The following is a 14589-nucleotide window of genomic DNA, read 5'->3' on the forward strand; positions in this document are numbered from 1 at the left end:
GCCATCTGCCTGCTGAAATGCGGCTACGAGGCGTCAGGCAGGGCCGGGGGAACCTGCGCGTACTCCAATAGGGTCGGCGTCGACCAGCATGGTGCGCCGCCCCGCCCGCGCCGCCGTGACGGCGAGGGCGCACGCCAGCGTGGAGGCCCCGGCGCCGCCGCGGCCGCCGATGACGCCGATGGTCAGGGCGGGCGTCCCGGCGCCTTCGGCGACGTCGGCGATGCGGTCCACGAGCCACTGTTCGCCGTCGGGAAGGACGAGGACGTCGTCCGCGCCGATCTCCACGGCGCGCCGCCACACCCCCGGGTCGTCCTGATCCCGGCTGACGAGCACGACCCCGCGCCGCCGGGCGGCCCCACGGACCCGGTCCGCCGCGTCGTCCCCGACAAGCACGAGCGGCGCGGACTCCCAGCCGCCCCTGCGCTCGGGCACACCGTGGTGCACCTCCGGCCGTGCTCCCGCCGCCGCGCACAGCCGCAGCAGGTCGTCCAGCAGGTCCACGTCCTCCGTGACGATCAGCGGTCCGCCCGCCTGTTCCCCGGACGACGGCGGTGTGTCGCACGCAATGACTTCACTCACGATCTTCCGGCCCCCTCTCGCTGCGAGTCCCTTCGAATGCGCGGTTGTGCGCATCCGGATCGCGTACGCGAAGACCGGCCAGCGGAATCCGGCCATGAACTTCACGAACGGAATCCAGCGTGGGGCGATCCCGGAAATCGTGTGGATCTTGGTCAATAACTGTGGAGATCGGGCCGGTTGTGGATATCTCCTTCACCCATACCGGTGACGACCCGAACGCCTTCCAGAGCGCAGCCCAACGAACACGCACAGTGACGAATCATGAGCGCGCGACATCGGCGCCACCGAGGCGCGACAAGGACGCAGACGATCGGAAAAGATCAGGAAAGGAGGGTGAAAACCCATCCGGACATGCGACGACCCCCGCCGGGGGGGAGAGCGGGGGTCGTCCCCACGGTCCGACTCGGGGGGGGAGGAGCCAGACCGGGTTAGCACGGTCGCGAACGATCCGTGACTTCCATGGTGTACCCGAGAGCCTTCTCAGGCAAACCCACGCGCCTCAGCTTACGCCGAATGGTGGGCGCCTATGCTCGACCTCGTGGAAAACCACTCCCTGCCCCGCACGGCCGCCTTCTTCGACCTGGACAAGACGGTCATTGCGAAGTCGAGCACGCTCACCTTCAGCAAGTCGTTCTACCAGGGCGGCCTGATCAACCGCAGGGCGGTACTGCGCACCGCATATGCCCAGTTCGTGTTCCTGGCCGGAGGCGCCGACCACGACCAGATGGAGCGAATGCGCTCGTACCTGTCCTCGCTGTGCCGGGGGTGGAACGTCGAGCAGGTCAAGGAGATCGTCGCGGAGACGCTGCACGACCTGATCGACCCCATCATCTACGACGAGGCCGCCTCGCTCATCGAGGAACACCACACCGCGGGGCGCGACGTCGTCATCGTCTCCACATCGGGCGCCGAGGTGGTCGAGCCGATCGGCGAACTCCTGGGCGCGGACCGGGTCGTGGCCACCCGCATGGTCGTCGGCGACGACGGCTGCTTCACGGGAGAGGTGGAGTACTACGCGTACGGCCCGACCAAGGCGGAGGCCGTCCGGGAACTCGCCGAGTCGGAGGGGTACGACCTGGAGCGCTGCTTCGCCTACAGCGACTCCGCCACGGACGTGCCCATGCTGGAATCCGTGGGCCGTCCGCACGCCGTCAACCCGGACCGGGCGCTGCGCCGCGAGGCCCTCGCGCGCGACTGGCCGATCCTCGACTTCCACCGCCCCGTGCGGCTCAAGCAGCGGCTGCACGCACCGCCCCGTCCCGCGCTGGTCGCGGCGGCCGCCGTCGGCGCCGCGGCGGCCACCGCGGGCATCGTGTGGTTCGCCAGCCGCCGCCGCGCCGCCACCGCGGGCTGAGGGCTGCCCAGGTCCGGGGCGTCCAGCAGTGAGCCCCGACGAGGTGGCGTACGTAGGCCTCGGCCCGCTCCACCATCGTCCCGACGCCCGATACGTACCCGTTTGAACATAAAAGTAAAGAAGTCCCGCCAGGGCTTTCGCTCGCTCCAGGACAGGAGTACAAAGGAGTCAACGGCCCGCGAGACCAAGGACATCCGAGAGGATCACCTTTATCCGCAATGATTGGCCCCACGGACCGAAGCACGGTCACCGAGCACCCACGCGACGTCGACCCGTCGATTACGGGCCAGCCGCACCAGGTGACGGGCAAAGTTCCCGACCTGATGGGCAAACATTCGAGGACGCTTGGTAACCCGGTGAACGTGCCAGCGGCGGTACGAGTCCTCGTACCGCCGCAACCCTGTTCGGGGTGATCGCACAGGCAGCCCCGCGTGATCGCCGCAGGCAGCCGCGTTGTCGCGTCAGGCAGCCCCACGGTGCAGCGCCTCAGGGAGCGCCACGTTGCAGCGCCTCAGGCCGCCCCGCGTTGCAGCGCCTCGCACACCGCGGTCGACTCCCTGGCACCCAGTTCGACCGCCTTACCGCAGTGCGTGATCCAGGCGGCCATGCCCTCCGGAGTCCCGGACACATATCCTTCGAGGGCGCCCACATAGGCCGCCCGCCCCAGCTCCGCGTGGCCCGCCTCGGCCGGACAGATGGACTTCGGGTCCAGGCCGCTGCCCACCAGGACGATGCGTTCGGCGGCACGGGCGACCAGGCCGTTGCACGACCCGAAGGGCCGCAGGGCCGCCAGCTCGCCGTGCACCACGGCCGCCGTCACCAGGGCCGGCGCCGCACTGCCCGCGATCACCAGCCGCGCGAGCCCTTCGAGGCGCCCCGCCACCTCATCGGCGTCCGGCAGGGCCAGCTCGATCAACGGCTCCCGCACCGGCTCACCGGCGAGCCGCGGACGGCCCGCCGCCTCGTCGGAGTCGGACGCGGCGACGAGATGCAGCCGGGCGAGGACGCGCAGCGGTGACTGCCGCCAGATGGACAGGAGCTGCCCCGCCTCCGCACTCAGCCGCAGCGCGGCGCCCATGACGCGGACGTCGCCCTCGCCGCCGAAGTCACTGCGCCTGCGCACCTCCTCCAGGGCCCAATCGGCGCCGGACAGCGCCGCGGAACCCCGAGCGCCGCGCAGCGCCGCCTCGGAGGTGACCTCGGTGCTTCGCCGCCGCATCACCCGGTGGCCGTAGACCCGGTCGACGGCCTTGCGCACGGAGTCCACGGCGTCGGGCACACCGGGCAGCGCGCCGAGGGCAACCAACGGATCGGCATTCGTACTCATGAGTACGACCCTACGCACCACGGCCGCGACCGCCACGAAGGAGTGGTCTTCTTCACGCGAACCGGGCCTCCGGCGGCTAACGCGGGCCCTCGCGCAAGATCACGCGACTACGCTACATGAACATGAAGATCGCTTTCGTGGGGAAGGGCGGCAGCGGCAAGACCACGCTGTCCTCGCTCTTCATCCGACACCTCGCCGCCACCGGGGCACCCGTCGTCGCGGTGGACGCCGACATCAACCAGCACCTGGGCGCCGCCCTCGGCCTCGACGACGAGCAGTCCGCCCAGCTGCCCGCCATGGGCGGCAGGCTGCCGTTGATCAAGGACTATCTGCGCGGCACCAACCCGCGCATCACCGGCGCCGACACGATGATCAAGACCACGCCGCCCGGCGCGGGCTCGCGGCTGCTGCGGATCCGCGAGGACAACCCGGTGTACGAAACGTGTGCGCGGGCGGTGGAACTCGACGGCGGCACCGTGCGTTTGATGGTCACCGGGCCTTTCACCGAAGCCGACCTCGGTGTCGCCTGCTACCACTCCAAGACCGGAGCGGTCGAACTGCTCCTGAACCACCTGGTCGACGGCCGCGACGAGTACGCGGTGGTCGACATGACCGCGGGCTCGGACTCCTTCGCCTCCGGGATGTTCACCCGCTTCGACATGACGTTCCTCGTCGCAGAGCCGACCAGGAAAGGAGTCTCCGTCTATCGCCAGTACAAGGACTACGCACACGACTTCGGCGTCGACCTCAAGGTCGTCGGCAACAAGGTGCAGGGCCAGGACGACCTCGACTTCCTGCGCGAGCAGGTCGGCGACGACCTCCTGGTGACCGTCGGGCACTCCGACTGGGTGCGCTCCATGGAGAAGGGCCGTCCGCCCCGGTTCGACCTCCTGGAGGAACCCAACCGCCTCGCCCTGACCAAGCTCCACGAGGCGGCCGACGCCACGTACGAGCACCGCGACTGGGAGCGCTACACCCGCCAGATGGTCCACTTCCACCTGAAGAACGCCCAGAGCTGGGGCAACGAGCGGACCGGAGCCGACCTGGCCGCCCAGGTCGACCCCGCCTTCGTCCTGCGCGAGCACGCACCGGCGACGGCCTAGCCACCACGGGCGGCACCCGGCCGGGCCCGCCCGGCCCACCGCTTGGCCGGGTCCGATCGGCTCACCGCTTGGCCGGCTCCGCGCCCGGGACTCCCTTGGGCGCGGGGGCGGGCCTGGCGGAGAGGTAGGCGCGCCAGCCCTCCTTGGGGGCCTTGCCCACGCCGAGCTTGGTCAGCCTGGCGAGGACCTGCGGGTCCTGTGCGTCCAGCCAGTCGGCGAGCTGCCGGAAGGAGACACAGCGCACCTCGCGCTTGGTGCAGACGCGCTCGATGGTCTCCTCGATGGCACGCATGTACGTACCGCCGTTCCACGACTCGAAGTGGTTGCCGATGATGAGGGGAGCACGGTTGCCGTTGTAGGCGCGCTTGAAGCCCTTGAGCAGACCGTCACGCATCTGGTCGCCCCAGTACTCGTGCTTGTCCGGGTCGCCCTGTGAGGTCGAACCGGACTGGTTGACCATGAAGTTGTAGTCCATGGTGAGCGTCTCGAAGCCACGCCCCGGGACCGGGACGAGCTGCATGGACAGGTCCCAGAGGCCGCGCTTCTTCTTGGGCCAGACCTGGTTGTTCACCCCGCTGGTGTCGTAGCGGAAACCGAGTTGGCGGGCCGCGCGCATGAAGTTGGTGCGCCCTTCGAGGCAGGGGGTGCGGGCGCCGATCAGCTCCCTGTCGTAGTCGAAGGGAAGCGGCTGCGCACTGCGGCGGCCCGTGTTGGTCTTCCACGCCTTGACGAAGGACTTGGCCTGGCGGATCTCGCTCTTCCAGTCCGCGACCGACCACTCGCCGACGCCGCGGCCCGCGCCGCAGAAGTGGCCGTTGAAGTGGGTACCGATCTCGTTGCCCTCTAGCCAGGCGCCGCGGAGCTGCTCCACGGTGTCCTTGATCCCCCGGCGGTCGTTGAAGCCGATGTCCGAGGCGCCGGCCAGGTGCTGGGGCGGCTTGTAGAGCTTGCGCTTGCTCTCGGGGAGCAGGTACACGCCGCTGAGGAAGTACGTCATCGTCGTGTTGTTCCGCTTGGCGACCTTGCGGAAGTGGGAGAACAGCTTCTGGCTGTCCTCACCGGCGCCGTCCCAGGAGAAGACCACGAACTGCGGTGGCTTCTGGCCCGGTCTCAGCCGCTCAGGACGGGGCAGCCTCGGCTGCTGCCCGGTGAACGCGGTCGAACCGTCCCCGATCAGCCGCACCGCGGTCTTGGGCGCCGGAGCGCCCGCGGGCTTCTTCGCGCCGTGCGCGCCTGACTCCGCGCCGGACTTGTCGTCCGCGCAACCGGCCAGCGCCGCCGCGCCGACCGCGAGCACGACCAGGCCCGCGCCCGCCCGCCGCGCCCGTCGCGCCCGCGCGCCGGTACGGCCCTGGGCGGCTGAGGTCCTTGGAGTGGCGGCCATCTTCCGCCCACCTTCTTCCGTACAAGTCGGGACAGAACGTCAGCAACTTCGCACGGGGCCTTTAAAGATTTATTACGACAAGCCGAGCAGTATTTTTAATCACTCCTTGGAGTGATCACCTGACCCATTTGCTACTAAAATCCATGTACGTCCTTTACTCTGCATTACGATTCGTTTACTGAGAGTTGAGGCATCCCGCCGCTGCAACGCCGTGCCCCACGGCCGCGACCCGCCCCCCGGCAACCGCCGGAGGACCCCTCGTTCCGCGACCGCGCCGCCCCGGAGGAGACGGGAAACATGTCTGCCTGCGTCCCCACCAGCGCCACCGACCCGGCTCATGACCCCGACGCCGAGCAGCCGCACGCGCCACCGCCGCGCAAGAAGTTCCGCATCGCCGGCGCCGACGTCTCCGCGTCCCTCGCCGTCTTCCTGATCGCGCTGCCGCTGTCCCTGGGCATCGCCCTCGCCACCGGCGCCCCGCTCCAGGCGGGCTTGGTCGCCGCCGCCGTCGGCGGCCTCGTCGTCGGTCGTCTCGGTGGCTCCCCGCTCCAGGTCAGCGGCCCCGCCGCAGGCCTCACGGTCGTCACCGCCGACCTCATCCAGCGGTTCGGATGGCGGACCACCTGCGCCATCACCGTCCTCGCGGGCCTCGCCCAGATCGGCCTCGGCTGTCTGCGCGTGGCACGCTCGGCGCTCGCCGTGAGCCCGGCCGTCGTCCACGGCATGCTCGCCGGCATCGGCGTCACCATCGCCGTCGCCCAGCTGCACATCGTCCTCGGCGGCACTCCGCAGAGCTCCGTGATCGCCAACCTCGGCGCGCTCCCCGCCCAGTTGGCCGACCTGCATCCGGCGGCCGTGTCGATCAGCGCCCTGACCCTGGTGGCCCTGCTCCTGTGGCCGCGGATCCCCGGCCGTGCCGGGCGGATGGCACGCGTCGTCCCCGCACCGCTCGTCGCCGTCACCGCCGCCACCGGCCTCACCGGCCTCACCGCGCTCGCCGTGGAGAAGGTGGATCTGCCGTCCTGGCGCAGCCACGCCCTTGCCGGACTGCCCGAGGGCCCCGCTCTCGGCCTGGTGGCGGCGGTGCTCGCCACGACACTGGTGTGCAGCGTCCAGTCGCTGCTCGGCGCGGTCGCCATCGACAAGCTCACCGCTCAGCGCACCAGCGCGGAGGGCCGCCCCGGCCGCGCCGACCTGGACCGCGAACTGCTCGGCCAGGGCGCGGCGAACATGGCGTCAGGGGCACTCGGCGGGCTGCCGATCGCCGGGGTGGCGGTGCGCAGCGTGGCGAACGTCCGGGCCGGTGCCGTCAGCAGGAACTCCACGATGCTGCACGGCGTTTGGGTGGTGGTGGCCTGTCTGCTCCTCGTGCCCGTCCTGGAGCTGATCCCGCTCGCCGCGCTCGCCGCCCTCGTCATGGCCGTCGGCATCCAGATGGTCAGCCTGAACCACATCCGTACGGTCAGCAGGCACCGGGAGTTCCTCGTCTACGCCGCCACCATCCTCGGCGTGGTCGTGTTCGGGGTCCTGGAAGGCGTGGCCATCGGCATCGCCGTCGCCGTGTCCGTCGCCCTGCACCGCCTCGCCCGCACCCGCATCACCTGCGAGGAGGACTCCGAGGGCGTGCACCACGTACACGTACGCGGACAGTTGACGTTCCTCGCGGTGCCCCGGCTCAGCCGCTGTCTGCACCACGTGCCGCCGCGGGCGCACGCCGTCGTGGAGCTCGACGGTTCCTTCATGGACCACGCGGCGTACGAGTCGCTGCACAGCTGGCTGGACGCCCATGCCGCGCAGGGCGGCAGCGCCGAAGTCACCGGCCGCGGTGGACAGCGCATCGCCGAGCCCGCCGCCACGTCCCAGTGCGGCTGCCGCCCGTGGACTCCCTGGCGCAACCACCAGTGCGACAGCGAGAGCGAGAGCCCCCAGGAGAGCCCGAGTTCCGAGCGACCGGAGCAGCATCAACTGGTCAAGGGCATCAGTGCGTTCCAGCGGCACACCGCGCCGCGCGTGCGCGGGGAGCTGGCCCGACTCGCGCGCGAGGGCCAGCACCCCGTGCAGCTCTTCCTCACCTGCGCCGACTCCCGTGTGGTCACATCGATGATCACGTCGAGCGGTCCCGGCGACCTGTTCGTCGTACGGAACGTGGGCAACCTCGTGCCGCTGCCCGGCGCCGAGAGCGGAGACGACTCGGTGGCGGCCGCGATCGAGTACGCGGTGGACCTGCTCCAGGTCAAGTCCATCACCGTGTGCGGGCATTCGGGCTGCGGCGCGATGCAGGCCCTGCTCACCACGCCGCCGACCGGCGCGCAGACGCCCCTCAAGAGGTGGCTCCGGCACGGGCTGCCCAGCCTGGCGCGGATGGCCGAGCAGGGCCTCGCGAGCACAGGCCCCGACTCTGCCGCGAGCCCCACGACGGCCGCGAACTCCACGACGGCCGGGCGCCCCCCGACGGCCGCGAGCCCCACCGCGCCCCCCGCACCACCCACCGCGTCCGGCGAGCCCACCCCCGCACGTGGCACCACGCCCACCCCCGCACGTGGCACCACGCCCACCCCCGGACCGGAGGCCACACCCCCCAGGCCGGGGGCGGCACCCCTCGACCCGGAGACGGCACCCCCCAGGCCGGAAGCCACACCCGCCAGGCCGGAAGCCGCACCCCTGCGGACGGAAGCCGCGCCCCCAGGAGCGGAAGCCACACCCCCGGCACCGGAAGCCGCGCCCAGCAGGCCCTGGCCGCGCCTCGCGGGCAGGGCCCCCGCCGACGCCGTCGAACAGCTCTGCCTCACCAACGTCGTCCAACAGCTGGAGCATCTAAAGGCGTACGAGGTCGTGGCGAAGCGGCTTGCCGAAGGGACGCTGGAGCTGCACGGGATGTACTTCCACGTGGGCGAGGCGCAGGCGTATCTCCTGTCCGACGGCACGGACGGCGGCCACGGCGGCCACGGCGGCCGAGGGGGTGGGACGGCCCCCGCTGGGCAGGCGCCTGACGAGGTGTTCAGCCAGGTCACCCCCGCCCGGGCGGTAGAGGTCTAAACCAATTTCCGGCAAGCCCTTGTCACCGGGGCCGGGTGTCTGATGAGCTGTGGCCTGGGACACAACGGACACCCTGGGAAAGGGAGATGTCGTGAGCAACGAAAGCCTGGCCAACCTGCTCAAGGAGGACCGCAGGTTCGCGCCGCCGGCCGACCTGGCGGCGCACGCCAATGTCACGGCGGAGGCGTATGCACAGGCCAAGGCTGACAGGCTCGGCTTCTGGGCGACGCAGGCCCGCCGGCTGACCTGGGCCACCGAACCGACAGAGACGCTCGACTGGTCGAACCCGCCGTTCGCGAAATGGTTCAAGGACGGCCGTCTCAACGTCGCGTACAACTGCGTGGACCGCCATGTCGAGGCGGGCCACGGAGACCGGGTGGCCATCCACTTCGAGGGTGAGCCCGGGGACAGCAGGGCCATCACCTACGCCGAGCTGAAGGACGAGGTCAGCCGCGCGGCCAACGCGCTCACCGACCTCGGCGTGGGCGCGGGCGACCGGGTCGCGGTCTATCTGCCGATGATCCCCGAGGCGGTCGTGGCCATGCTGGCGTGCGCCCGTATCGGCGCCGCGCACTCGGTGGTCTTCGGCGGCTTCTCCGCCGACGCCATCGCCGCGCGCATCAAGGACGCCGACGCCAAGCTCGTCATCACGGCCGACGGGGGCTACCGCCGGGGCAAGCCGTCCGCGCTCAAGCCCGCGGTCGACGAGGCCCTGAGCCGCGAGGGCACGCAGGGCGTCGGCAAGGTCCTCGTCGTCCGGCGCACCGAGCAGGACGTGGCCTGGACCGAGGGCCGCGACCTGTGGTGGCACGACGTGGTCGGCAAGCAGTCGGCGGAGCACACGCCCGAGGCGTTCGAGGCCGAGCAGCCGCTGTTCGTCCTCTACACCTCGGGGACGACGGGCAAGCCCAAGGGCATCCTGCACACCTCCGGCGGCTATCTGACGCAGGCGTCGTACACCCACCACGCCGTCTTCGACCTCAAGCCGGAGACCGACGTCTACTGGTGCACGGCCGACATCGGCTGGGTGACGGGACACTCGTACATCACCTACGGACCGCTCTCGAACGGCGCGACCCAGGTGATCTACGAGGGCACCCCGGACACCCCGCACCAGGGCCGGTTCTGGGAGATCGTGCAGAAGTACGGGGTCACGATCCTGTACACGGCGCCCACGGCGATCCGTACGTTCATGAAGTGGGGCGACGACATCCCCGCCAAGTTCGACCTCAGCAGCCTGCGGGTGCTCGGGTCGGTGGGCGAGCCGATCAACCCCGAGGCGTGGGTCTGGTACCGCAAGCACATCGGCGGCGACACCTGCCCGATCGTGGACACCTGGTGGCAGACCGAGACCGGCGCGATGATGATCTCGCCGCTGCCCGGTGTGACCGAGACCAAGCCGGGCTCCGCGCAGCGCGCGCTGCCCGGGATCGCGGCCACCGTCGTGGACGACGAGGCGAACGAGGTGCCGGACGGTGGCGGCGGCTATCTGGTGCTCACCGAGCCGTGGCCGTCCATGCTGCGCACCATCTGGGGTGACGACCAGCGGTTCATCGACACCTACTGGTCGCGCTTCGAGGGCAGGTACTTCGCCGGGGACGGCGCGAAGAAGGACGACGACGGGGACATCTGGCTGCTCGGCCGGGTCGACGACGTCATGCTCGTCTCCGGGCACAACATCTCCACCACCGAGGTCGAGTCGGCGCTCGTGTCCCACCCGTCCGTCGCCGAGGCCGCGGTCGTCGGTGCCGCGGACGAGACCACCGGGCAGGCCATCGTCGCGTTCGTGATCCTGCGGGGCACGGCCGACGCGGACGACGCGCAGCTGGTGGGCCAGCTGCGCGACCACGTGGGGACGACTCTCGGGCCCATCGCCAAGCCCAAGCGGATCCTGCCCGTGGCAGAGCTGCCGAAGACCCGGTCCGGGAAGATCATGCGGCGACTGCTGCGGGACGTCGCGGAGAACCGCCAGCTCGGTGACGTGACCACGCTGACGGACTCGTCCGTGATGGACCTGATCCAGACCAAGCTCCCGGCCGCCCCCAGCGAGGACTAGCCCCTCCGGAGGGCCGGCCCCACCCCTGGGGACCGGCTCCCCCAAGAACCGGGACCGGCTCCCCCCAGGAACCGGCTGGCCCCCGACGGAGCCAGCTCCCCGACGGGCCAGAGAGTCACAGAGGCACCCGGCGCCACCCGCGCCGGGTGCCTCTTTTGTGTCTAGAGTGCCGTTTGGGGCACTTACTCCACATACGTCCGGCATCACGATTAGGTACGCTAAGAATCAACGTCAACAACGCGACAAGAAGTACCCGCAAGGAGTACGGACAAGCAGTACCAAGGTGTGCCGGGAAGTCTGGTCGGCGAGTGCTCTGCCCTGCCTACCGACCGGAGGTCGATCCCGTGGCCGCGCCCGCCCGCACCACCCGCAAGTTCCTCGGCCGTCTCTCCCTGCCCGAGCGCAATTTCGTCGCCGAGGCGCTGCGTACCGAGACCGTGGGCGGCGTACTCCTCCTGCTGGCCGCGATCGCCGCGCTGATCTGGGCGAACACCCCGCTCAAGGAGAGCTACGAGAGCGTCAGGGACTTCCACGTCGGGCCCGGATCGCTCGGTCTGAACCTGTCCGTGCAGCACTGGGCCGCCGACGGACTGCTCGCGGTGTTCTTCTTCGTCGCCGGCATCGAGCTCAAGCGCGAACTGGTCGCCGGGGACCTGCGCGACCCCAAGGCCGCGGCGCTGCCGGTGATCGCCGCGCTCTGCGGCATGGCCGCGCCCGCGCTCGTCTACACGCTGGTCAACGTCGCGGGCGGCGGTTCCGCCGCCGGCTGGGCGGTGCCGACGGCGACCGACATCGCCTTCGCCCTCGCGGTCCTCGCCGTCATCGGCACCTCGCTGCCGTCGGCGCTGCGCGCCTTCCTGCTGACGCTCGCCGTCGTCGACGACCTCTTCGCCATCCTGATCATCGCGATCTTCTTCACCAGCGACCTGAACTTCGCGGCGCTCGGTGGCGCGGTCATCGGCCTCGCGGTCTTCTGGCTGCTGCTGCGCAAGGGCGTACGCGGCTGGTACGTGTACGTGCCGCTGGCCCTGGTCGTCTGGGGCCTGATGTACAACAGCGGCGTGCACGCCACCATCGCCGGTGTGGCCATGGGCCTGATGCTGCGCTGCCACAAGGAGGAGGGCGAGCCGCACTCCCCCGGCGAGCACATCGAGCACCTGGTGCGCCCCCTCTCGGCGGGCCTCGCCGTCCCGCTCTTCGCGCTGTTCAGCGCCGGTGTCGCTGTTTCCGGCGGGGTGCTCGGGGACGTCTTCGCCAAGCCGGAGACGCTCGGCGTGGTCCTCGGTCTCGTCGTCGGCAAGGTCATCGGCATCTTCGGCGGCACCTGGCTCGCCGCCCGCTTCACCAAGGCCGAGCTGAACGAGGATCTGGCCTGGCCGGACGTCTTCGCGGTCGCCTCGCTCGCCGGGATCGGGTTCACGGTGTCCCTGCTCATCGGGGAGCTCGCCTTCAGCGACGACCCGGTGCTCACCGACGAGATCAAGGCCGCCGTGCTGGTGGGCTCCCTGACAGCGGCCGTGCTCTCCGCGATCCTGCTGAAGGTACGCGACGTGAAGTACCGCAAGCTGTGGGAGGACGAGGAGCGCGACGACGACCTCAGCGGCGTCCCCGACATCTACGAACAGGACGATCCGGCCTACCACCTGCGCATGGCGGACATCTACCAGAAGAAGGCGGACGAGCACCGCCGACGTGCGCGAGAGATGGCCGGACCGAGCGACGCGGGCCACGGTCCGGCATGATCTGACCAGGAACACGGCCGGACACACGACCGGGCGCACTACTGGGGACACACCGGGAACACGACCCGGACACGACCCGAAGCAGAGGAATGAGGAGCAAGCGATGAGCTCACCCGACGGTCCCGTCGGCACCGAACGCAGCCTCGGCCAGCTCGTCTCGGCGGCGAGCAAAGAGATGTCGGAGCTGGTGCACGACGAGATCGCGCTGGTCAAGGCCCAGCTGACGCAGGACGTCAAGCGCGGTGCGATCGGCAGCGCCGCGTTCATCGCGGCGACCGCCGTCCTCATCTTCTCGCTGCCGATGCTGAGCTTCGCCCTGGCGTACGGCATCCGCACCTGGAGCGGCTGGAACCTCGCGATCTGCTTCGTGCTGTCCTTCGCCGCGAACGTCCTGGTGGCGGGGGTGCTCGCACTGATCGGTGTGATCTTCGCCAAGAAGGCGGCCAGGGGCAAGGGCCCGCAGAAGGCCGCGGCCGCCGCCAAGGAGACCGCCGCCGTCCTCGCGCACGCCAAGCCGCACCCGCGCGCCGTCCCCCCGACGGTGACCGTGGAGCTCGAGGCGGGTGAGCGGGGCAGCGCTGTGGCACGCTCGACTTCATGACGGAGCAAGCCACGCCCTCGGGCAAGACCACGGCGGTGTCCCCCTTGACCGCCCGCACCCCGTCGGCGTTCCCCGCGGGGGCCTCCCCGGTCCCTTCGACCGTACGGATCGAGGGCCCCTGGACGCACCGGGACGTCGCCGCCAACGGCGCGCGCTTCCACATCGCCGAGCTCGGTGACGGCCCGCTGGTGCTGCTCCTGCACGGCTTCCCGCAGTTCTGGTGGACGTGGCGGCACCAGCTCGTGGCACTCGCCGACGCGGGCTTCCGCGCGGTGGCGATGGACCTGCGGGGCGTGGGCGGCAGCGACCGGACCCCGCGTGGCTACGATCCGGCCAACCTCGCCCTGGACATCACCGGCGTCGTCCGCTCCCTGGGCGAGCCCGACGCCGCGCTCGTCGGCCACGACCTGGGCGGCTACCTCGCCTGGACGGCGGCGGTGATGCGGCCCAAGCTGGTGCGCCGCCTCGCCGTCTCCTCGATGCCGCATCCGCGGCGCTGGCGCTCGGCGATGCTGCGGGACCACCGGCAGACGACGGCCGGTTCGTACGTGTGGGGCTTCCAGCGGCCGTGGCTGCCCGAGCGGCAGCTGGTCGCCGACGACGGTGCCCTGGTGGGCAGGCTCGTACGGGACTGGTCGGGGCCGAGCCTGCCGGACGACGAGGCGGTGGAGACGTACCGCCGTGCCATGTGCATCCCCTCGACGGCGCACTGCGCGGTCGAGCCCTACCGCTGGATGGTGCGGTCCCTCGCGCGGCCCGACGGCATCCAGTTCAACCGGCGCATGAAGCGTCCCGTGCGGGTGCCGACGCTGCATCTGCACGGCTCCCTCGACCCGGTGATGCGTACGCGCAGCGCGGCCGGGTCCGGCGAGTACGTCGAAGCGCCCTACCGCTGGCGGCTGTTCGACGGGCTCGGGCACTTCCCGCACGAGGAGGACCCGGTGGCGTTCTCCTCCGAGCTGGTCTCGTGGCTGAAGGACCCCGAGCCGGACCGGTGAGACCGGGCCGCCGGGAGCCAGTGGCGGAACCGTCCGCGAACGCGCGGGGAACTGCTGTCCCACGAACGCCAATTGCCCTCCGCATAGGCCAATTGGGGCCCGCGGGCGAGGTTACTGACCTTGGGGCGCGGGCACACGTCGGGGTATGGGCTGGACGCACGACTACAGTGACGTAGCACGCAAGCGCCGCACCGCCGCCGTGGTGAACCACGACAAGGGCGGTCCGCGGGATTCGGGACACCCCGATATGGCGGCTTCCGTTCAAGTCATCGGCATCCCGCGCATCCTGCGCCGCAGGGCCCGCTGGATGTCCGCCCGGCTGCGCCACACGCGCGACTGACCCGACGCCCGGCGCCCCGGATGCCCCCCGGCAGGCGGCTCCAGGCACCCCGGACGTCCCCAGGCACGC

At 70.7% G+C, this 14589-nt stretch carries 10 protein-coding genes and 1 pseudogene; 8 read left to right on the forward strand and 3 right to left on the reverse strand.

The window, feature by feature from the left end; translation table 11 throughout:
• Positions 1–63: 63 nt before the first annotated feature.
• Positions 64–579 (reverse strand): annotated as a pseudogene (gene ssd, locus ACH4DX_RS26675) (septum site-determining protein Ssd); the annotation flags it as partial.
• A 526-nt stretch (positions 580–1105) separates the two neighbouring features.
• Here ssd and ACH4DX_RS26680 point away from each other — a divergent pair.
• Positions 1106–1933: an HAD family hydrolase gene (locus ACH4DX_RS26680; RefSeq protein WP_398157050.1), complete on the forward strand. Its 828-nt coding sequence runs from the start codon at positions 1106–1108 to the stop codon at positions 1931–1933.
• 511 nt (positions 1934–2444) lie between these two features.
• Here the strand turns inward: ACH4DX_RS26680 and ACH4DX_RS26685 are convergent.
• Entirely contained in the window at positions 2445–3260 is an 816-nt protein-coding gene (locus ACH4DX_RS26685; RefSeq protein WP_398119948.1) for an oxidoreductase, read from the reverse strand.
• Positions 3261–3376: 116 nt separating this feature from the next.
• Between ACH4DX_RS26685 and ACH4DX_RS26690 the strand changes: the two genes are divergently transcribed.
• Positions 3377–4363, forward strand: coding sequence for an ATP-binding protein (locus ACH4DX_RS26690; protein ID WP_398119946.1), 987 nt, complete (start codon positions 3377–3379; stop codon positions 4361–4363).
• Positions 4364–4424: 61 nt separating this feature from the next.
• On the opposite strand, the gene ACH4DX_RS26695 is transcribed toward ACH4DX_RS26690, so the two are convergent.
• Positions 4425–5747, reverse strand: coding sequence for a hypothetical protein (locus ACH4DX_RS26695; protein ID WP_398157051.1), 1323 nt, complete (start codon positions 5745–5747; stop codon positions 4425–4427).
• A 297-nt stretch (positions 5748–6044) separates the two neighbouring features.
• Between ACH4DX_RS26695 and ACH4DX_RS26700 the strand changes: the two genes are divergently transcribed.
• The 6 genes from ACH4DX_RS26700 (at position 6045) to ACH4DX_RS26725 (ending at position 14520) form a co-directional block, all read left to right on the forward strand.
• Entirely contained in the window at positions 6045–8783 is a 2739-nt protein-coding gene (locus ACH4DX_RS26700; RefSeq protein WP_398157052.1) for a SulP family inorganic anion transporter, read from the forward strand.
• 49 nt (positions 8784–8832) lie between these two features.
• Complete coding sequence (gene acs / locus ACH4DX_RS26705) at positions 8833–10839, forward strand: acetate--CoA ligase (RefSeq protein ID WP_398119941.1); 2007 nt, start codon at positions 8833–8835, stop codon at positions 10837–10839.
• Between the two features lie 344 nt (positions 10840–11183).
• Positions 11184–12581 carry a Na+/H+ antiporter NhaA gene (gene nhaA, locus ACH4DX_RS26710; RefSeq protein WP_398157053.1) on the forward strand — a complete coding sequence of 466 codons (1398 nt, stop codon included), beginning with the start codon at positions 11184–11186 and terminating at the stop codon, positions 12579–12581.
• Between the two features lie 103 nt (positions 12582–12684).
• A complete protein-coding gene (locus ACH4DX_RS26715; protein ID WP_398119938.1) occupies positions 12685–13182 on the forward strand; it encodes a phage holin family protein in 498 nt (165 codons plus the stop codon).
• Positions 13179–14180, forward strand: coding sequence for an alpha/beta fold hydrolase (locus tag ACH4DX_RS26720; RefSeq protein ID WP_398157054.1), 1002 nt, complete (start codon positions 13179–13181; stop codon positions 14178–14180). Before ACH4DX_RS26715 ends, ACH4DX_RS26720 begins: the two co-directional genes overlap by 4 nt.
• Positions 14181–14325: 145 nt before the next feature.
• Positions 14326–14520 (forward strand): hypothetical protein, encoded by a 195-nt coding sequence (locus ACH4DX_RS26725; protein WP_398119934.1) that lies wholly within the window; start codon positions 14326–14328, stop codon positions 14518–14520.
• The last annotated feature ends 69 nt before the right edge of the window (positions 14521–14589 follow it).

It is taken from the genome of Streptomyces sp. NPDC017940, assembly GCF_044328435.1.
Taxonomy (GTDB): domain Bacteria; phylum Actinomycetota; class Actinomycetes; order Streptomycetales; family Streptomycetaceae; genus Streptomyces.

What these genes read in the sequence shown, in the direction of transcription:
- ACH4DX_RS26695 (WP_398157051.1), bottom strand. Translation starts at nt 5,747, where the DNA reads ATGGCCGCCACTCCAAGGACCTCAGCCGCCCAGGGCCGTACCGGCGCG.
- ACH4DX_RS26685 (WP_398119948.1), bottom strand. Translation starts at nt 3,260, where the DNA reads ATGAGTACGAATGCCGATCCGTTGGTTGCCCTCGGCGCGCTGCCCGGT.
- ACH4DX_RS26715 (WP_398119938.1), top strand. Translation starts at nt 12,685, where the DNA reads ATGAGCTCACCCGACGGTCCCGTCGGCACCGAACGCAGCCTCGGCCAG.
- ACH4DX_RS26725 (WP_398119934.1), top strand. Translation starts at nt 14,326, where the DNA reads ATGGGCTGGACGCACGACTACAGTGACGTAGCACGCAAGCGCCGCACC.
- ACH4DX_RS26690 (WP_398119946.1), top strand. Translation starts at nt 3,377, where the DNA reads ATGAACATGAAGATCGCTTTCGTGGGGAAGGGCGGCAGCGGCAAGACC.
- ACH4DX_RS26680 (WP_398157050.1), top strand. Translation starts at nt 1,106, where the DNA reads ATGCTCGACCTCGTGGAAAACCACTCCCTGCCCCGCACGGCCGCCTTC.
- ACH4DX_RS26700 (WP_398157052.1), top strand. Translation starts at nt 6,045, where the DNA reads ATGTCTGCCTGCGTCCCCACCAGCGCCACCGACCCGGCTCATGACCCC.
- ACH4DX_RS26720 (WP_398157054.1), top strand. Translation starts at nt 13,179, where the DNA reads ATGACGGAGCAAGCCACGCCCTCGGGCAAGACCACGGCGGTGTCCCCC.